Here is a 16,488-nt window from a genome sequence, read left to right as displayed (position 1 = left end):
GAGAGCGAGGGTCACGCGCGCTGCGTCCCAGGGGCTAGAGGGTCTGCCCTCCGTCGACGACCACCGTCTGGCCGGTCATGGCCCGGCTCTCGACGAGCCCGAGCACGGCGCGGGCGACGTCCTCGGGTGTGGTCTCGCGGTCGATCAGCGCCGACGCCGCGAGCCGGCGGCCACGCTCCTCGTTGCCCGCCCACCAGCGGGTCATGACCAGGCCGGGGGCGACCTCGTTGACCCGGACCGGCGCGAGCGCCCGGGCCAGCGAGCGGGTGAGCCCGTGCAGCGCGGACTTGCTCACCGCGTACGGCAGGGACGACCCGCTGCCCGTGAGCCCGGCGATCGAGCCGATGTTGACCACGACCCCGTCCTCGGCGGCGCGCAGGTCGTCCGCGGCGGCCCGGGCGCAGTACCAGGGCGCCATGAGGTTCACCGCGAGCATCTGCCGCCAGACGTCGTCGGTGGCGCCGTCGAGGTCGTCGAGCGGCAGCGGGATCGTGGCGCCGGCGTTGTTGACGAGCACCTCGATCGGCCCGAGCCGCGCGCGGACGTCGGCGACCATGGCGGTGACCGCGGCGTCGTCGGTGACGTCGGCGGCGACGGCGATCGCGCGCCCGCCGTCGGCCTCGACCTCGGCCACCGTCGCCGCCGCGTCGCCCGAGGAGCGGCGGTAGGAGATCGCGACGGCGTGGCCTGCGCGGTGCAGCGCGAGGCTGCAGGCGCGTCCGATCCCGGTGCCGCCGCCGGTGACCAGGGCCGTCACGAGCTCAGCTGCCGCTTGACCTCGCTCGACACGCGACGCCCGTCGGCGCGCCCGGCGACCTGCGGCTGGACGACCTTCATGACCTGCCCCATCTGCTTGGGCCCCGCGGCGCCGGTCTCGGCGATCGCCGCGGCGACGAGCGAGGTCAGCTCGTCGTCGGGGAGCTGGCTCGGCAGGTAGTCGGTGAGCACGGCCTGCTCGGCGCGCTCGCGCTCGGCGAGCTCGGTGCGCCCGGCGCCGTCGAACGCCTCGGCGGACTCGCGGCGCTTCTTCGACTCGCGGCCCAGCACCGTCACGACCTCGTCGTCGGTGAGCTCGCGGTGGCTCTCGCCGGCGACCTCCTCGGTGTTGATGGCCGAGAGCGCCATGCGGATCGTCGCGACGCGTACCTGGTCGCGCGCCTTCATGGCGGTGGTGAGGTCATGGCGGAGTCGTTCCTTCAGGTCGGACACTCCCCCACCGTAGTCACGTGACGCGACGGAGAATCGGTGTCGGCAACACGCGCAGCACCCGGCCGAGGACGGCCACGGCCACTCGGCACGTCGGCGGGGACGGTGCCTTCTCGATCGCGTCCGCCATCGAACGCGTGCCGGTCGCGGGGTCGACCGACATCGGCCGGCGCATCCCGCCGCCCCGCTCGGTGCGGATGCCGGGCGCGAGCGTGGTGACCTTGATCGGCGTGTCGGCGACGTCGACGCGGATGCCCTCGGCGAGGTGCCCGGCGTTCTGCCCGCGGAAGATCTCCATCGCCGCCTCGCACTGGGCCAGGGGACCGTGCCTCCCAGGTCAGGGGTGGGCGAGCACGTTCACCACCACGCCCTGCGGGGTGCGCACGAAGAACCGGCGCACACCCCAGGGCTCGTCGGTGAGCGGGTGGACGATCTCGTAGCCGGCGGCGACCGCCCGGTCGTGCACCGCGTCGACGTCGTCGACCTCCACGCTCACCCGGCTGTCCTCCGGGGCGCTCGCGTCCCGGCTGATCAGCTGCACCTGCGCGGCGCCGGACCGGTGGTTGACCACCCACTCCATGTCCATCGCGGTCTCGAACCCCAGCAGGCCGGTCCAGAAGGGGGCGTCGGCGCTCGGGTCGTCGACGGCGAGGTTGGCGACGATGCGGCGTATCTCGGTCATGCGGCGAGCCTGGCGTGTCGTGGGTCGGCGGTCTTGCAGGAATCGGAGGCGCGCCACGGATCCCGGCCCTGTGGTGTTCTCCCTGACGTGGCGGACGACGAGCAGCTGCGCACCGCGCTGGTCGAGGACCTCGACGCGGGGTTCGAGGCGGTGGTGCGTACCCACGGCGACGTGGTGCACGCGGTGGCGCGCCGGACCGCGGACCGCCCGGCGGACGCGGAGGACCTCGCCGCCGAGGCGTTCCTGCGCGCGTACCGGGCGTTGCGGGGCTACGACCCGCCGCGGATCGAGCGGCTCGACCTGCGGCCCTGGCTGCTGACGATCCTGCTCAACACCGCCCGCAACGACCGCCGCGACGCCGCCCGCCGGCCCCGGACCGACGGCGTCGCCGACCCGCCGGACCGCGCCAGCCCCGCCCCCGGGCCCGCCGAGCGCGCCGAGGCCACCGACCTGGGCGACCGACTCGCGACCCTGCTCGCCGCGCTGCCCGTCGCGCAGCGCACGGCCGTGGTGCTGCGACACGTCGTGGACCTGCCGGTCGCCGAGGTGGCCGCCGTGCTCGCGTGCAGCGAGGGCACCGCCCGGTCGCACGCCGCCCGTGGGCTCGCCGCGCTGCGGGCCCGCCTGACCTCACAGGAGACCTCATGAGCGACACCCTGCTGGAAGACCTCCGCGACCTCGCCGAGCCCGCCCCCGCGACCCTCGCCGAGCGGGTCGTCGACGGCTGGGTGCGCGCCGAGAGCCCGCTGGGCGAGGTGTACGCCGTCGTCGGTGCCCACGGTGTGCGCCTGCTGCGGACCGCCGCCTACGCCGGCGACCTCGACGCGTTCCTCGAGGACTACCGCGCACGTCACGGCCGTCCGGTGCGCCCGGCGCCGCGCGCGCCCCGGGGTCTGCTGCCCGCACTGCGGGGCACGGGACGGGCACCGACGGTGGACCTGACCCACGTCGGCGCCTTCGCACGGAAGGTTCTCGACGCCACGGCGCGCATCCCCGCGGGCCAGGTCCGTCCCTACAGCTGGGTGGCCCGGGAGGCCGGGCACCCGAAGGCCGTGCGCGCGGTCGGGACCGCGCTCGCGCGCAACCCGGTCCCGCTGCTCGTGCCGTGCCACCGCGTGGTGCGCGGCGACGGCGACCTCGGCCGGTACCTGTCGGGGCGCGCGGACAAGGCGGCCCTGCTCGAGCACGAGGGCGTCGACCTGCCCCGCCTCGCCGAGTTCGCCGCCGCGGGTACGAAGCTGATCGGTAGCGACACCACGGGCGTCGTCTGCCTGCCGACGTGCCACCACGCGCGCCGGATCACCACGGCCCACCGGCACGGGTTCGCGAACCTCGACCGCGCCCGCGCCGCGGGGTACCGCCCCTGCCGGGACTGCCGGCCGTAGCCGACCCCGGCTCTTCTGAGCGAAGGGCCCCCTCGGTCGACTGGCCTCGGGGCCTGCGGAGAGTGCCGCGTCACGGCCGGCGCGCGCCCACCGCCCGGTAGACGGCGCGGGCGCGGTCGAGCACGTCGCGGTGGCCGGCGAGTTGGGCCTCGCGGTGCTGCGGGTCGAACCGCCCCTCGGCGACCACGAGCTCCTCCAGCCGGTCGAGGAGGCCGAGGCACCAGCGCGCGTCGGGCACCCGGCCCACGCGCTCCCCGCCGACCTCGACGTGCACCGGCGAGGTGTGCGCGAACACCGGCCGCTCGGGGTCCTGCGGGTGCGGGCCGCCCCGGGCGACTGCCGCCAGCCACAGCGGCTCGTCGACCTCGACGGACGCGGTGACCGCACCCTCACCGGCCGCGATCTCGCCGTCCGGGCCCACGAGCACGATCTCCCGTGCTCCGAGACCCCGCACCTGGGCCCGCACCTCGAGGACGGAGCCGACCCGCGCCTCGACCACCGACCCCGGCCCGCCGCCGTCGACGGACAGGGTGACGAAGGGCCCGTTGGTCGCCAGCGTCCGCCCGGCGCGGATCGCGTCGCGGACCGCCTCGGCCGTGACCGGCGCACCGCCCAGGTCGGCGTAGGTGCGCAGCCACCCCGGTGGGTTCGACGCCACCCCCGGGCCGTGGGCGAACGACAGGAACACGTCGCTCCCGGCGACCGCGGCCGGCCGCAGCCCGCACCCGAGCAGCCGGTGGTAGAGCTCCGCGCCGGCGTGGTCGTCGAAGCAGGACACGACCTCCATCCCATCGACCAGCCCCAGCGCGACGTCGGCGACGAGTTCCCGCGCCTCGACGGTCCGGTGCGGCGCGAGGAACGGCCCGTAGGGGTCGTCAGAGGAGTCGGAGGTGCCGAAGCCCGCGAGCACCGGGTGCGCGTAGTGCGTCGACGCGTCCGCCGCCCGGAGCTCGGCGCAGGTCGCGGCGTTCGGCGGCCAGTCGTGCGGGTGCTCCGATCCCGGGTGGCCGGTCTGGTAGCGCGTCGGCGGCGCGGTCGGCGCCAGGGCGTGCACGTGGCCGAGCAGGTCGTTGCGGAACTCGACCGACGTGCGCGCCACGCAGCCGCCGGGAAGAGCCCACAGGTCCTCCCCCACCGTCGCCTCGAACAGGGCGCGGTCGTAGACGTGCGCGCCGCCGAGGTTGCCGGCGGTGAGGTTCATCAGCTCCAGACCCTCGCCGCGCTGCATGGCGCGGGCCTGCTCGGGGGTGACGACGAGGTCGCCGGAGTAGTTGAGGTGGACGTGCAGGTCGGCGGAGTGCCATCCCAGCGCCGCCGGGTCGACGAGGCGCTCGGGCTCCAGGTCGACCACGGTGCCGTCGCCGTCGACCGCCACCGTCGTCGTCACCGGGGTGTACTCCGGCCCGCGCGTGCAGGTCACGGTCAGCTCACCGGCCGGGACGGTCAGCGCGGTGTCGCGGGCGTGGAAGTACGGCCGGTGCGCGGCGTCCGTCTTCGGGGGCGTGCCGTCGGGCCACCACCCGCCGCCGGCCGCGTCGACCACCGACCACCGCGACCAGGCGCCGGAGCGCACCCGCACCGTCGCCGCCGGCCGGACCTCGAGCGCGCCCGGGACCTCGAGCACCCGACCGGCGTGCGCCACCGTCAGGGCTTCGTCGACCTCCACCGTCGCCACCGCGGCCCCACCCGCCTCGACCGTGATCGGTGTCCCGCCGACCACCACCGCGGTGGTGACGGCCGCGTCGACCACGACGTCGAGCGTCACGGCGCGCCCGGCCACCGCGAGACGCGGCGCGCCGACCCGCGGCACGACGGTCCCGCCGACGTCGAGCACCACGAGGCCGGGCGGCGGCGTCTCCCCGGCGACGCGCCGGATGGCAGCGGGCCAGTCCCCACCGGTCGCGGCGAGCGCGTCGGTGAGGTCGCCGAGCCGCGAGAAGCGGGCGAGCCGGAAGAACTCGGGCAGGTCCTCGTCCCCCCAGTCCCAGCCGCACTGATCGCGCAGGCGCCGGTAGTGGGCCAGCGCCTCGATGGCCGGGGCGGGCAGGTCGAGGATCTCGTCGTCGTCGCAGCACATCAGCGCGCCGTGAATCCCGCGTCCACCGGCAGCGCCACGCCGGTGACGTAGCGCGCGCCGTCGGAGACGAGCCAGTCGACGGCGGCGGTGATGTCCTCGGGCGCGAGGAGGCCGACGGGGAGCAGGTTGCCGACGTCGGGCGCCTCTCCGTCCGGCGGATCGGTGAACAGCGCGGCGACGGCGTCGTTGAGCACCATCGTCGTGGCGACGCCCGACGGGTGCACCGAGTTGACGCGGATCGAGTGCGGCGCGAGCCAGTGCGCCCAGGCCCGCACGAGTCCGACGACGGCGTGCTTGCTCGCGACGTAGCCGTCGCTCTGCCCGGTGCCGTCGCCGCCCCGGCCGGTGAGGCCCATGGACGAGCTCGTGACGACGATCGCGCCGCCGCGCCCCTGCTCGATCATCGTGGGCGCCGCGGCCTGGACGGTGTTCCAGACGCCGACGGTGTTGACGTCGAGCTGGTCGCGGAACGCCTGCGCCGCGGTCACGTCCGGGGACGCCATCCCGATCCCGGCGTTGGCGAGCACGATGTCGACCCCGCCGAGCTCCCCGATGCCCGCGGCGACCGCCGCACCCAGCCGGGAAGCGTCACGGACATCGGCGACATGAGCACTCACGCGCCCACCGCGCGCGCGGACGCCCTCGGCCGTCTCGTCGAGCTCGTCCGGGCTCGCCATCGGATAGGCGACCCCCGGGTTCGGCGCGCAGACGTCGATCGCGACGACGTCGGCACCCTGCTCGGCGAGCCGCCACGCGTGGCTGCGGCCCTGTCCCCGCGCCGCGCCGGTGATCAGCGCGACCCGTCCGGTGTGTGCGGCCATGCCGCATGACCGTACCGAAGTAGTCCTGAACTGCAACTAATCGGTACCGTCACACGACCATCCGAGGTCAGACCGGCGTCTTCTCCCCCGCCTCGACCGGCACCGTGACCACGTTGCCCGCCGGGGGCAGCGGGCAGGTGGCGAACGCCGTGAACGAGCAGGGCAGGTTCAGCGTCCGGTTGAAGTCGATCCGCACCGACCCGTCGTCCGTCGGGCCGTCGGTGCGCAGGACCCGACCGCCGCCGTAGGTGGCGTCTCCCGAGGTGGCGTCGCGGAAGTGCAGCCGCAGCTCGTCACCGTCGCCGCCCAGGGCGATGAGCTCCTGCTCCTCGCCGCCGAGGGTGAAGCGCACCGTCCCGACGGCGGTCGGGTGGAACCCGAGGCCGTCGACGACCGTGTCGACGTCGATGCGCTTCGGCTCGTCCCACGCGGTGAACTGCCCGGTGACGATCCACGCGCCGTCGACCGGGAACGCCGGCACGCCGGTGAACGCCGCCAGGGTCGGGCCCTGCGGGTCGCGGATGCGCAGGGCGACGTGCTCCTCGCGGCGGATCACCTCGACGCGACGCTCGCCGACGGAGACGAGCACGCCGGGCTTGCCGTCGACCGGATCGACCCGGACGGTGCCGTCGACCGGATCGCCGTCCACGGAGACGTCGTCGCCGGCGGCCGCCGTGACCTCGGCGCCCCCGTCCACGGCCCGCCACGTCCCGGGCAGGTCCGCGTAGGAGCGGGCTTCACCGTCGAGCCAGTGCAGCCCCGTGAGGCTGAGCCACCCGTGCGGCGCGCGGAGCACGTCCTCGCGCTCCGCGTGCCAGGCGGCCCAGGCCGCTCCGAGATCCGAGGTCAGGTCCTCGTCGACCGAATCCGTCATGCCGACGTCGTCTCCTCGCGCTGGGGGAGCACCCAGCCCGGCCGCACGAAGTGGCACGTGTAGCCCCACGGCATCTTCTGCAGGTAGTCCTGGTGCTCCGGCTCGGCCTCCCAGAAGTCGCCGGCCGGCTCCACCTCGGTGACGACCGGGCCGGGCCACAGGCCGGAGGCGTCGACGTCGGCGATGGTGTCGCGGGCGACCCGCTCCTGCTCGGGGGTCGTGTAGTAGATCGCCGAGCGGTAGCTGCGACCGATGTCGTTGCCCTGGCGGTTGCGGGTCGACGGGTCGTGGATCTGGAAGAAGAACTCCAGAATCTGGCGGTAGGAGATCTTCTCGTCGTCGAACACCACCTCGACGGCCTCGGCGTGGTCGCCGTGGCGGCGGTAGGTGGCGTTCGGGGTGTTCGGGTCACCGGAGTATCCGACGCGCGTCGAGAGGATCCCGGGCCGCTGGCGCAGCAGCTCCTGGGCTCCCCAGAAGCATCCACCGGCCAGGATCGCGGTCTGAGTGGCCACCGATTTACCTCCTCGGTCTCGCCTGCACGTGGCACAACGCGTTCGGCAGGACGGCTGTTCCGGCCCCATCCGTCCCCATCCGAGCCGATGATGTGCCACTCGGGGTGACATGCTGCGGGCCGTGAGCGAGCAGCGCATCGAGGTCACCCGATGGATCGCGGCCGACCCGGCGTCGATCTTCGACGTCCTGCGCGACCCGCACGGCCACGTCGCGATCGACAGCTCCGGCATGCTCATGGACGCCGACGGCGAGCCCGTGGAGGGCGTCGGCGACCGGTTCACCGTCCACATGGACCGCGAGGCGCTGGGCGACCGGCCGCTCGGGCGCTACGACGTCGACGTCGTCATCACCGTCTACGAGCCCGACGTCGAGATCGCCTGGACGATCGAGGGGCAGGCGCGCCCGTTCATCGGCCACGTCTACGGCTATCGCCTCGAGCCCGTCGAGGACGGCACCCGGGTCACGTCCTACTACGACTGGTCGACCATCGACCCGGAGTGGGCGGCCCGCGACATCTTCCCGGTGATCCACCCGAACTCGATCAAGGCGACCTTGGGGATCCTGGCCCGGACGGTCCAGAAGGACTGACCGCGAGCGGAACGTCCGCGCCCACCTCCCAGGTCTCGGTCCGCGCCATCAGCGCGACGCGGTCGATGCGGGTGGACAGCGGGAGCCGTGGGGCGATCGCGTCCGCCGCCGCACGGAGGGACGCCTCCGGTGCGGCGCGCCGGAGCCCGACGGTGAGATGCGGGACGAGCTCGCGGTCCTCGGCCGGCAGCTCCGGGAACGCCGCGCGGACGCGGTCGGCGATCTCCCGGAACGGGGAGGCCGCGTCCGGAGCCAGCCACAGCACGCGCCGGCCGAACCACCGCAGCTCACCGAAGGTGCAGTCGAACGCCGGGACCTCCGCGAGGGCGGCACGCAAGGTCGTCACGTCGGCGTGGGTGACCGCGGCGGGCTCGACGAACGGGTACACGAGCGTGAGGTGCGCGCCGAGGCCCCGCCGCGCGGTGGGGTCGAGCTCGTCGCGGAACACGCCGACGAGCGGCTCGGCGTCGGGAACCAGCGCCGCGATCATGGTCCGGCGCGCGGACGGGTCGAGCGGGATCGCGACCACCTCCCGGATCGACGCGCGCCGGGACGTTACGCGCGCGGGCCGATCACCGCGGCCGCGGCGGCCGGGCGATGTCGGGAGCGTTCACCGACCCGGCGCCGGGCGCTACCGTCGGCCGGTGCGCTGGTCCATCGCGATCCCCCAGCTCGGCACGGAGGCGTTCGACGCCTCCCGGGTGAAGGCCCACCTCGCCCGCGCCGAGGAGCTGGGCTTCGCGGGGGCCTGGACCATGGAGCTCACGGTCGGCGAGGCGCCGGTGCTCGCGCCGCTGGAGGTCCTCGCCTACGCCGCCGCGTGCACCGAGCGGCTCCGCCTCGGGGTCGGCGTGATGATCAGCACCCTGCACGACCCGCTCCAGCTCGCGGCCGCGCTGACCGCCGTCGACCGGCTCAGCCACGGCCGCCTCGACGTCGGCGTCGCGCCCGGCGGCGGCTCCCGGGCGTTCGCGGCGTTCGGCGTGGAGCGGGGGACCTTCGTCGCGCGCTTCACCGAGGGCCTCGCGCTGATGAAGGAGGCCTGGTCCGACGCGCCGCGCGTCAGCTTCGACGGCCGGTTCCGGCGCGTCGAGGACCTTCCGATCGCGGCGAAGCCGGTGCAGCGCCCGCACCCGCCGGTGTGGTTCGGGGGCAGTGCGCCCGCGGCGCTGGCCCGCGCCGTCCGCCTCGGCGACGCGTTCCTGGGCGCGGGCTCGGTGACCACGGCGGCGTTCGCGGGCCAGGTCGTCACGCTGCGCCGCGAGCTCGAGCAGCAGGGCCGCGACCCGGCGGAGTTCCCGCTCGCCAAGCGCGTCTACGTCCGCGTCGACGACGATCCGGGACGGGCGCGCGAGCGCATGGTCGCGAGCCTGCACGGGCTCTACGGCCACAAGCCGGGGATCGAGGACGTGCCGGTCACCGGGTCGCCGGGTGCCGTGGCGCGGGGGCTGGCGGAGGTCCGCGACGCGGGCGCGGGGATGATCCTGCTCGACCCGTTGGGCGACGGCGTCGCGGACGACCGTGAGCAGATGGAGCGCCTGGTGGCCGACGTCCTCCCGCGGGTGTCGTCGTCCGATTCGTCGCCGGGCCCCGACGTGGCACGATCCACCGGGTGACCAGCCGGACGTCCCGGGAGGAGCACCTCCGCGACCTCGCGCTGCTGCGCCGGGTCCGTGACCGCATCGACCGCGAGTACGCGCAGCCCCTCGACGTCGAGGCGCTGGCGCGCGGCGTGCACCTGTCGGCCGGTCACCTCGGCCGCGCGTTCCGGCGCGCCTACGGCGAGTCGCCCTACAGCTACCTCATGACCCGCCGCATCGAGCGCGCGATGGCGATGCTGCGGCGCGGCGACCTCAGCGTCACCGAGATCTGCTTCGCGGTCGGCTGCTCCTCGCTGGGGACCTTCAGCACCCGGTTCAGCGAACTGGTCGGGATGTCGCCGAGCGCCTACCGTCGCGACGCCTCCCGCGAGGTCGAGGGCATGGCGCCGTGCGTGGCCAGGAAGGTCACGCGACCGGTCAGGAATCGAGAAGCACCGACCGTCGGTGCCTCCCTAGCGTGAGCGCCATGACCTCCACCGACATCACGATCTACCAGGCGTTCCTCCCCCACGACGACCACGAGGCCTCGCTGGCCTTCTACCGCGACACCCTCGGATTCGAGGTCCGCAACGACGTCGAGTACATGGGGATGCACTGGCTCACCGTCGGCCCCGCCGGCCAGCCGGGCACGTCGATCGTCCTGCACCCGCCGACGGCCGACCCGGGCATCACCGACGACGAGCGGCGCGTGGTCGCGGAGATGATGGCGAAGGGGACGTACGCGGGCATCAACCTCGCCTCGCCCGACGTCGACGCGACCTTCGAGCGGCTGCAGGCCGAGGACGCCGACGTGGTCTCGGAACCGACCGACCAGCCGTGGGGTGTGCGCGACTGCGCGCTGCGCGACCCGGCGGGCAACATGATCCGCATCTTCGAGGTGAAGTGACCGCCGGCAGGGGGACGGAGATCCGATGAGCACGGCCACGAGTCAGGCCGACGGCACGACGGCGCCGGCCGGTCACGACGCCGACAGCCACGACCTGATCCGCGTCCACGGCGCGCGCGAGAACAACCTGCGCGACGTCAGCGTGGAGCTGCCGAAGCGGCGGCTGTCCGTGTTCACCGGGGTCTCCGGGTCCGGCAAGAGCTCGCTCGTGTTCGGCACGATCGCCGCCGAGTCCCAGCGGATGATCAACGAGACCTACAGCGCGTTCGTGCAGGGCTTCATGCCGACGCTGAACCGGCCCGACGTCGACGTCCTCGACGGGCTGACCACGGCGATCGTCGTCGGCCAGGAGCGGATGGGTGGCGACGTCCGCTCCACGGTCGGCACGGCCACCGACACCGGCGCGATGCTGCGCATCCTGTTCAGCAGGCTCGGCACGCCCCACATCGGCGGCCCGCAGGCGTTCTCGTTCAACGTCGCCTCGATCAGCGGGGCCGGTGCGGTGACGTTCTCCAAGGGCGGCCGCGAGATCAAGGAGCGGCGCGACTTCAGCATCACCGGCGGCATGTGCCCGCGCTGCGAGGGCCGCGGCACCGCGTCCGACTTCGACCTCACCGCGCTCTACGACGACTCGAAGTCGATCAACGAGGGCGCGATCACGATCCCGGGCATGAGCATGGACGGCTGGTTCGGCCGCATCCTGCGCGGCTGCGGGTTCTTCGACCCGGACAAGCCGATCGCGCAGTTCACCGAGCGCGAGCTGAACGATCTGCTCTACAAGGAGCCGGTCAAGCTCAAGATCGAGGGCATCAACCTCACCTACACCGGGCTGATCAACCAGATCCAGAAGTCCTTCCTGTCGAAGGACCGGGAGGCGATGCAGCCCTACGTGCGGGCGTTCGTCGACCGCGCGGTGGTGTTCACGAGCTGCCCGGAGTGCCACGGCACACGGCTGAGCGAGGCCGCCCGCTCCTCGCTGATCGACGGCAAGAACATCGGCGACGTCGCCGCGATGCAGATCAGCGACCTCGCCGAGTGGGTGCGCGGGCTCGACGCCCCCGCGGCAGGAGACGGGGCAGAGCGCAGCTCGACCCGTGAAGGAGTGCGACCCTTGCTCGAGTCGCTCTCCGAGACCCTCGACTCGTTCGTCGAGATCGGGCTCGGCTACCTCTCGCTCGATCGCCCGCCAAGCACGCTCTCAGGCGGCGAGGCGCAGCGCACCAAGATGATCCGCCACCTCGGCTCGGCGCTCACCGACGTCACCTACGTCTTCGACGAGCCCACCATCGGGCTGCACCCCCACGACATCGCGCGCATGAACGACCTGCTGCTGCGCCTGCGGGACAAGGGCAACACCGTCCTCGTCGTCGAGCACAAGCCCGAGACCATCGCGATCGCCGACCACGTCGTCGACCTCGGGCCGGGTGCGGGCACGGCCGGCGGCGAGATCGTCTTCGAGGGCACCCTCGACGGCCTGCGCGCCGGCGGCACGCTGACCGGCCGCCACCTCGACGACCGGGCGTCGCTCAAGGACGCGGTGCGGACCCCGTCGGGTGTGCTCGAGGTGCGCGGCGCCGACAGCCACAACCTGCGCGACGTCGACGTCGACATCCCGCTGGGCGTGCTCGTCGCCGTCACGGGCGTGGCGGGCTCGGGCAAGAGCTCGCTGATCCACGGGTCCGTCGCCGGGCGTGACGGCGTCGTGGTGGTCGACCAGGCCCCGATCAAGGGCTCGCGGCGCAGCAACCCGGCCACCTACACCGGGATGCTCGAGCCGATCCGCAAGGCGTTCGCGAAGGCCAACGGCGTGAAGCCCGCACTGTTCAGCGCCAACTCCGAGGGCGCCTGCCCCAACTGCAACGGCGCGGGCGTGATCTACACCGACCTCGGGATCATGGCGGGCATCTCGACGCTCTGCGAGGTGTGCGAGGGCAAGCGCTTCGACGCCTCGGTGCTCGACTACCGGCTCGGGGGGAAGGACATCAGCGAGGTCCTCGCGATGCCCGTGGCCGAGGCCGTCGAGTTCTTCGGCGCGAGCGGCGCGAAGGTCCCGGCCGCCCACAGGATCCTCGTCCGGCTCGCCGACGTCGGTCTCGGCTACCTCACGCTCGGCCAACCGCTGACGACGCTGTCGGGCGGCGAGCGCCAGCGGCTCAAGCTCGCGACGCAGATGGCCGAGCAGGGCACGGTCTACGTCCTCGACGAGCCCACCACCGGCCTGCACCTCGCCGACGTCGAGCAGATGCTGGGCCTGCTCGACCGGCTCGTGGACTCCGGGAAGTCGGTCATCGTCATCGAGCACCACCAGGCCGTCATGGCGCACGCCGACCGGATCATCGACCTCGGCCCGGGTGCCGGGCACGAGGGCGGTCGCGTCGTCTTCGAGGGCACGCCGGCCGAGCTCGTCGCCGCCCGGTCGACGCTGACCGGCCGGCACCTGGCCGAGTACGTCGGCGCCTGATCCGGCGCCGTGACACGCCCCGGAGCACCCCGTGGCGGGCCAGCACCCGCTGGTTGCGCTCCGAGACACAGGCCGCGGCGCGGGGTCGAGCGCGGCCGGGGCCCGGGCGCCGACCTAGACCGTCCGGCCCGTCCCGTTGGCCGCGCGTCCGCCGCGCGGGGCGACGCTCATCACGACCGTGACCTCGTCGCCGTCGCCGAGGCGCTCCGCGGTCCGCACCGCCTTCTTCACCGGCAGCACGTAGCCCCCGTCCCTCGGCAGCAACGAGGTCTCCCACTCCGTCGCCCCGATCCGACAGCGGACCGGGACCGCGCCCCACCCGTACGACGCGTCCTGGGCCTCGACGACGTCGCGGCCGTGCTCGGGCAGCGCCAACCAGTGGAACGGCGCGGGCCCCCGCCACTCGAACAGGGCGGCGGTGAACTCGAGGTCCATGCCCCCAGTTCCTACCGGATCGCTCCGGGCTCGAACACTCGAACACTCGAACACCGTGCACTCGAACACCGTGCACTCGAACACCGTGCACGCCCGCTCCGCCCGCACCCGATCGGCGAGGACGGCGGCTCGGAAGGCTTGACACGGTGAGGGTCCGCACGACCATGACGAGGCGTGGCATCGAGAAGAGGTGCTGTGCCCGACCAGCCCGAGCCGCTCGCGGCGCCGTCGGAGGGACTCGCGTTCCCGTCCGTCGCCCGCCTGGAGCTCGACGAGCTGCTCGACCAGCTCATCGCACGCGCGACCGAGGTCAAGCTGACCCAGGGGCGGCTGCGCCACCTGCTGGACGCGACCCACCGCATCACCGCCGGGCACGACCTCGACGACCTCGTCGAGCGCATCGTCACCAGCGCGCGGACGTTGGTCGGCGCGCGCTCCGCCGCGCTCGCGGTGGTCCGCGACGACCGACTGCTGCGGTTCGTGCAGGCGGGGATGGACGCCGAGACCGCCACGCTCGTCGGCGGGCTCGCGCACGGCGAGATCCACCGCGGCGGCATGCCGGACCTCCCGTCGTTCCTCGGCGTCCCCCTGCGGGCGGGCGACGTCGTCCACGGTGCCCTCTACGTCGGCGGGAGCGAGCACGACGGCGGCTTCGCCACCGACGACGAGCAGCTGCTCACCGCACTCGCCGGTGCGGCCGGGATCGCCGTCGAGAACGCCCTGCTGCTGGACACCGCGCGGCGCCGCGAACACTGGCAGGCGGCGTCCGCCCGGTTGTCGAGCGGCCTGCTCTCCGGCGAGATCGCGCCCGAGGACGAGGTCCAGCACCTCGTCGACACCGCCGTCGACGTGGCGCGCGCCGACGGCGCGGCGGTGACACGGATCCTCGACACCGACCCCGGGACGGCGCACGTCGTCGCCGCGGCCGGGCGACTGCGCGAGTGGGTCGACCGTTCGGCGTGGAGTCCCGGCTCGGTCACGCAGGCGGCGCTCGACGAGGACGGCCCGCTGCTCATCGCCGACGCGCTCGCCGACCCGCGCACCCGCGGCGTCGTCGAGCGCGCCCCCGAGATCCGGTCCGTGCTCGCGGTGCCCCTGATCGGTTGGTCCGAGCGATCGGTCCTGATCCTCGCGCGGACCGGCGGCGACGAAGCCTTCGGTGCGGTCGAGGCCGAGATGCTGCTGGGATTCGCGGCCCACGCGACCACGGCGATCGAGCTCGCCCGGGGACGGCGCGACCGCGAGGCCGTTCACGTGATGGAGGAGCGCGAGCAGCTCGTGCTGTCGATCTCCCAGGCCGTCGTCCGCCGGGTGCAGCGGGTCGGGCTGGCGCTCACGAGCAGCGCCTCGGGCGCCGACGGCGCGCTGCGCGACCAGCTGCTCGCGCAGGTCACCGAGCTCGACGACGTCGTCCGAGCCGTCCGGAACACGGTCCTGCCCGGCTGAGTCACGGAGGCGGTGTCACGGCGTCGCCCCGAGCCCGCGGACGGGCGCGGCAGGACCTCGCCGATCATGGGGCCATGAGCTTCTTCGTGCGGCCCGCGGGCGGCGGCGACACCTACGCGTTCGGCGGTGCGACCTTCACCGTCAAGGCGAGTGGTTCCGACACCGAGGGACGGGTCGGGGTCATGGAGCAGTCGGCGCCGAGCGGGCTCACCGTGCCCGCGCACACCCACGAGGGTGAGGACGAGATGTTCTACGTCCTCACCGGCGAGGTGCGCGGCTTCTGCGGCGACCAGCGGTTCAGCGCCTCGACGGGCGCGTTCATCTTCCTGCCCCGCGACGTGGTGCACGGTCTGGAGGTCGTCGGCGACCGGTCGGCACGGGTGCTGACGATCGTGGGGCCGGCGAAGTTCGACGCCCTCGTCACCAGCCAGGGCACTCCCCTGGCGTGACGAGGAAGCCGGCGGTGGCGTCGTCGGGCCGCAGACGCCTCGGCTCAGACCCGCGGCAGCAGCGTCTCCAGGTAGCTCTGCACGGCCTCACCCTGCTGGTAGTGGCTGCAGTAGTAGTTCGGCAGCGGGAACAACCGCCCCTCGCGTACGGCCCGGACCTGCTGGAACGCCGGCTGGGCGAGCAGCGTCTGCGTGTTCGCGTCGATCCCGCCGGTGGTGTCGGCGAGGTGGAGGACGACGTCGCAGTCGTCGAGCTGCGTGGCCTGCTCGTAGGACAGCCGGCCGCCGGCGCCGGTCTTCCCCTCGGCGAACGCCCCGAACCGGAAGCCCGCGTCGGCGAGCACGACACCGCTCCACGAGGTCGGGTAGTCGGAGAAGAAGACCCCGCCCGCGCCGCCCCGCACGAGCGCCCATCGCGTGCGGGCGAGCGTGGCGGCGTGCTGCTCGCGGATGCGGCCCGCGTGCTGCTCGTAGTTCGTCTGCAGCTGCTCCCCCTGGGCGAGCCGATTGACCGCGTCGGCGGTGCGCAGGGCGCGCTCGCCCCAGCTCCCGGGGTTCGCCGCGGACGGCAGCAGCAGCGTCGGGCCGATACCGGAGAGCTGCGCGCCGAGGTCGGCGGGCAGGTTCGGGACCAGCGTGCCGAGGATCAGGTCCGGACCCTGCGCCGCGATCGCCTCGAAGTTCAGCGCCGTCGGCGTCCCGACCTTCGGGATCGCGTCGTAGGCCTGCTGGTACTCCGGCAGCACCCCGCCGAGCGTCGCCTGCGCCGTCCCGGCGGGGGTGACGCCGACGTCGAGCAGGGCGTAGGTCGTGTAGAAGTCGGTGCACACGATCCGCTGCGGGTTCGCCGGGATCTGGACCGGCCCGTCTGCGCCCTCCACCGTGCGCGTCGCTCCCCCAGCGCCGCCGCCGGAGTCCCCGCCGGAGTCCCGGCCGCCGCACGCGGCGAGCACGAGCGCCGCGCTCGTGCCACCGGTGCCGGCGAGGAAGCGGCGACGGGTGACCCTTCGGCGCGCGGACGGGCGGGGAGGAGCGAAGAGAGCCATGCCGTGATCGTATGG

Annotated in this window: 20 protein-coding genes; 9 read left to right on the top strand and 11 right to left on the bottom strand. The window is 74.0% G+C overall.

Annotated elements, in window-relative coordinates:
* Window positions 1-34: 34 nt before the first annotated feature.
* From AC2A1K_RS23155 to AC2A1K_RS23140, 4 genes are read right to left on the bottom strand one after another with little or no spacing between them, the layout of a single operon-like run.
* Complete coding sequence (locus AC2A1K_RS23155; protein WP_483898692.1) at window positions 35-757, bottom strand: SDR family NAD(P)-dependent oxidoreductase; 723 nt, start codon at window positions 755-757, stop codon at window positions 35-37.
* Complete coding sequence (locus tag AC2A1K_RS23150) at window positions 754-1,209, bottom strand: GatB/YqeY domain-containing protein (RefSeq protein ID WP_483898691.1); 456 nt, start codon at window positions 1,207-1,209, stop codon at window positions 754-756. The genes AC2A1K_RS23155 and AC2A1K_RS23150 overlap by 4 nt, the downstream gene beginning before the upstream one ends.
* Before the next feature lie 13 nt (window positions 1,210-1,222).
* Complete coding sequence (locus tag AC2A1K_RS23145) at window positions 1,223-1,504, bottom strand: SDR family oxidoreductase (protein ID WP_483898690.1); 282 nt, start codon at window positions 1,502-1,504, stop codon at window positions 1,223-1,225.
* A gap of 39 nt (window positions 1,505-1,543) precedes the next feature.
* Window positions 1,544-1,888: a VOC family protein gene (locus AC2A1K_RS23140; RefSeq protein WP_483898689.1), complete on the bottom strand. Its 345-nt coding sequence runs from the start codon at window positions 1,886-1,888 to the stop codon at window positions 1,544-1,546.
* Between the two features lie 87 nt (window positions 1,889-1,975).
* On the opposite strand from AC2A1K_RS23140, the gene AC2A1K_RS23135 reads away from it, so the two are divergent.
* Window positions 1,976-2,536 carry an RNA polymerase sigma factor gene (locus tag AC2A1K_RS23135; RefSeq protein WP_483898688.1) on the top strand — a complete coding sequence of 187 codons (561 nt, stop codon included), beginning with the start codon at window positions 1,976-1,978 and terminating at the stop codon, window positions 2,534-2,536.
* On the top strand, window positions 2,533-3,273 hold the full coding sequence (locus AC2A1K_RS23130; protein ID WP_483898687.1) for a methylated-DNA--[protein]-cysteine S-methyltransferase: 741 nt from the start codon (window positions 2,533-2,535) through the stop codon (window positions 3,271-3,273). Before AC2A1K_RS23135 ends, AC2A1K_RS23130 begins: the two co-directional genes overlap by 4 nt.
* Before the next feature lie 70 nt (window positions 3,274-3,343).
* On the opposite strand, the gene AC2A1K_RS23125 is transcribed toward AC2A1K_RS23130, so the two are convergent.
* The 4 genes from AC2A1K_RS23125 to msrA form a co-directional block, all read right to left on the bottom strand.
* On the bottom strand, window positions 3,344-5,350 hold the full coding sequence (locus AC2A1K_RS23125) for a CehA/McbA family metallohydrolase (protein WP_483898686.1): 2,007 nt from the start codon (window positions 5,348-5,350) through the stop codon (window positions 3,344-3,346).
* Complete coding sequence (locus AC2A1K_RS23120; protein WP_483898685.1) at window positions 5,350-6,171, bottom strand: mycofactocin-coupled SDR family oxidoreductase; 822 nt, start codon at window positions 6,169-6,171, stop codon at window positions 5,350-5,352. The genes AC2A1K_RS23125 and AC2A1K_RS23120 overlap by 1 nt, the downstream gene beginning before the upstream one ends.
* 67 nt (window positions 6,172-6,238) lie before the next feature.
* Entirely contained in the window at window positions 6,239-7,045 is an 807-nt protein-coding gene (locus tag AC2A1K_RS23115) for a DUF1684 domain-containing protein (protein ID WP_483898684.1), read from the bottom strand.
* On the bottom strand, window positions 7,042-7,560 hold the full coding sequence (gene msrA / locus AC2A1K_RS23110; RefSeq protein ID WP_483898683.1) for a peptide-methionine (S)-S-oxide reductase MsrA: 519 nt from the start codon (window positions 7,558-7,560) through the stop codon (window positions 7,042-7,044). Before msrA ends, AC2A1K_RS23115 begins: the two co-directional genes overlap by 4 nt.
* Window positions 7,561-7,681: 121 nt before the next feature.
* Between msrA and AC2A1K_RS23105 the strand changes: the two genes are divergently transcribed.
* Entirely contained in the window at window positions 7,682-8,149 is a 468-nt protein-coding gene (locus AC2A1K_RS23105) for an SRPBCC family protein (protein WP_483898682.1), read from the top strand.
* On the opposite strand, the gene AC2A1K_RS23100 is transcribed toward AC2A1K_RS23105, so the two are convergent.
* Window positions 8,103-8,678 carry a 2'-5' RNA ligase family protein gene (locus AC2A1K_RS23100; protein WP_483898681.1) on the bottom strand — a complete coding sequence of 192 codons (576 nt, stop codon included), beginning with the start codon at window positions 8,676-8,678 and terminating at the stop codon, window positions 8,103-8,105. The genes AC2A1K_RS23105 and AC2A1K_RS23100 overlap by 47 nt on opposite strands.
* A 115-nt stretch (window positions 8,679-8,793) precedes the next feature.
* Between AC2A1K_RS23100 and AC2A1K_RS23095 the strand changes: the two genes are divergently transcribed.
* The 4 genes from AC2A1K_RS23095 to AC2A1K_RS23080 are packed head-to-tail and all read left to right on the top strand — an operon-like array spanning window position 8,794 to window position 13,097.
* Window positions 8,794-9,765 carry an LLM class flavin-dependent oxidoreductase gene (locus tag AC2A1K_RS23095; RefSeq protein WP_483898680.1) on the top strand — a complete coding sequence of 324 codons (972 nt, stop codon included), beginning with the start codon at window positions 8,794-8,796 and terminating at the stop codon, window positions 9,763-9,765.
* A complete protein-coding gene (locus AC2A1K_RS23090) occupies window positions 9,762-10,211 on the top strand; it encodes a helix-turn-helix transcriptional regulator (protein WP_483898679.1) in 450 nt (149 codons plus the stop codon). The genes AC2A1K_RS23095 and AC2A1K_RS23090 overlap by 4 nt, the downstream gene beginning before the upstream one ends.
* Before the next feature lie 5 nt (window positions 10,212-10,216).
* Window positions 10,217-10,636 carry a VOC family protein gene (locus AC2A1K_RS23085; protein WP_483898678.1) on the top strand — a complete coding sequence of 140 codons (420 nt, stop codon included), beginning with the start codon at window positions 10,217-10,219 and terminating at the stop codon, window positions 10,634-10,636.
* A 25-nt stretch (window positions 10,637-10,661) separates the two neighbouring features.
* Window positions 10,662-13,097: an ATP-binding cassette domain-containing protein gene (locus AC2A1K_RS23080; RefSeq protein ID WP_483898677.1), complete on the top strand. Its 2,436-nt coding sequence runs from the start codon at window positions 10,662-10,664 to the stop codon at window positions 13,095-13,097.
* A gap of 114 nt (window positions 13,098-13,211) precedes the next feature.
* Here the strand turns inward: AC2A1K_RS23080 and AC2A1K_RS23075 are convergent, their stop codons facing one another.
* Window positions 13,212-13,532 carry a DUF1905 domain-containing protein gene (locus tag AC2A1K_RS23075; protein WP_483898676.1) on the bottom strand — a complete coding sequence of 107 codons (321 nt, stop codon included), beginning with the start codon at window positions 13,530-13,532 and terminating at the stop codon, window positions 13,212-13,214.
* Window positions 13,533-13,727: 195 nt separating this feature from the next.
* On the opposite strand from AC2A1K_RS23075, the gene AC2A1K_RS23070 reads away from it, so the two are divergent.
* The gene (locus AC2A1K_RS23070) at window positions 13,728-14,978 is read left to right on the top strand and encodes a GAF domain-containing protein (RefSeq protein ID WP_483898675.1); all 1,251 of its coding nucleotides are present in this window, start codon (window positions 13,728-13,730) and stop codon (window positions 14,976-14,978) included.
* 74 nt (window positions 14,979-15,052) lie between these two features.
* Window positions 15,053-15,427, top strand: coding sequence for a cupin domain-containing protein (locus AC2A1K_RS23065; RefSeq protein ID WP_483898674.1), 375 nt, complete (start codon window positions 15,053-15,055; stop codon window positions 15,425-15,427).
* Window positions 15,428-15,471: 44 nt separating this feature from the next.
* Here the strand turns inward: AC2A1K_RS23065 and AC2A1K_RS23060 are convergent, their stop codons facing one another.
* The gene (locus tag AC2A1K_RS23060; RefSeq protein ID WP_483898673.1) at window positions 15,472-16,473 is read right to left on the bottom strand and encodes an ABC transporter substrate-binding protein; all 1,002 of its coding nucleotides are present in this window, start codon (window positions 16,471-16,473) and stop codon (window positions 15,472-15,474) included.
* Window positions 16,474-16,488: the final 15 nt, after the last annotated feature.

The organism is Actinomycetospora sp. 2LY8.5 (genome assembly GCF_057180585.1).
Note: the sequence above shows the minus strand (reverse complement) of the source record. Positions and strands in the feature narration are given on the sequence as shown.

What these genes read in the sequence shown, in the direction of transcription:
- AC2A1K_RS23115 (WP_483898684.1), bottom strand. Translation starts at nt 7,045, where the DNA reads ATGACGGATTCGGTCGACGAGGACCTGACCTCGGATCTCGGAGCGGCC.
- AC2A1K_RS23130 (WP_483898687.1), top strand. Translation starts at nt 2,533, where the DNA reads ATGAGCGACACCCTGCTGGAAGACCTCCGCGACCTCGCCGAGCCCGCC.
- AC2A1K_RS23085 (WP_483898678.1), top strand. Translation starts at nt 10,217, where the DNA reads ATGACCTCCACCGACATCACGATCTACCAGGCGTTCCTCCCCCACGAC.
- AC2A1K_RS23120 (WP_483898685.1), bottom strand. Translation starts at nt 6,171, where the DNA reads ATGGCCGCACACACCGGACGGGTCGCGCTGATCACCGGCGCGGCGCGG.
- AC2A1K_RS23080 (WP_483898677.1), top strand. Translation starts at nt 10,662, where the DNA reads ATGAGCACGGCCACGAGTCAGGCCGACGGCACGACGGCGCCGGCCGGT.
- AC2A1K_RS23125 (WP_483898686.1), bottom strand. Translation starts at nt 5,350, where the DNA reads ATGTGCTGCGACGACGACGAGATCCTCGACCTGCCCGCCCCGGCCATC.
- AC2A1K_RS23140 (WP_483898689.1), bottom strand. Translation starts at nt 1,888, where the DNA reads ATGACCGAGATACGCCGCATCGTCGCCAACCTCGCCGTCGACGACCCG.
- AC2A1K_RS23145 (WP_483898690.1), bottom strand. Translation starts at nt 1,504, where the DNA reads ATGGAGATCTTCCGCGGGCAGAACGCCGGGCACCTCGCCGAGGGCATC.
- AC2A1K_RS23060 (WP_483898673.1), bottom strand. Translation starts at nt 16,473, where the DNA reads ATGGCTCTCTTCGCTCCTCCCCGCCCGTCCGCGCGCCGAAGGGTCACC.
- AC2A1K_RS23075 (WP_483898676.1), bottom strand. Translation starts at nt 13,532, where the DNA reads ATGGACCTCGAGTTCACCGCCGCCCTGTTCGAGTGGCGGGGGCCCGCG.
- AC2A1K_RS23065 (WP_483898674.1), top strand. Translation starts at nt 15,053, where the DNA reads ATGAGCTTCTTCGTGCGGCCCGCGGGCGGCGGCGACACCTACGCGTTC.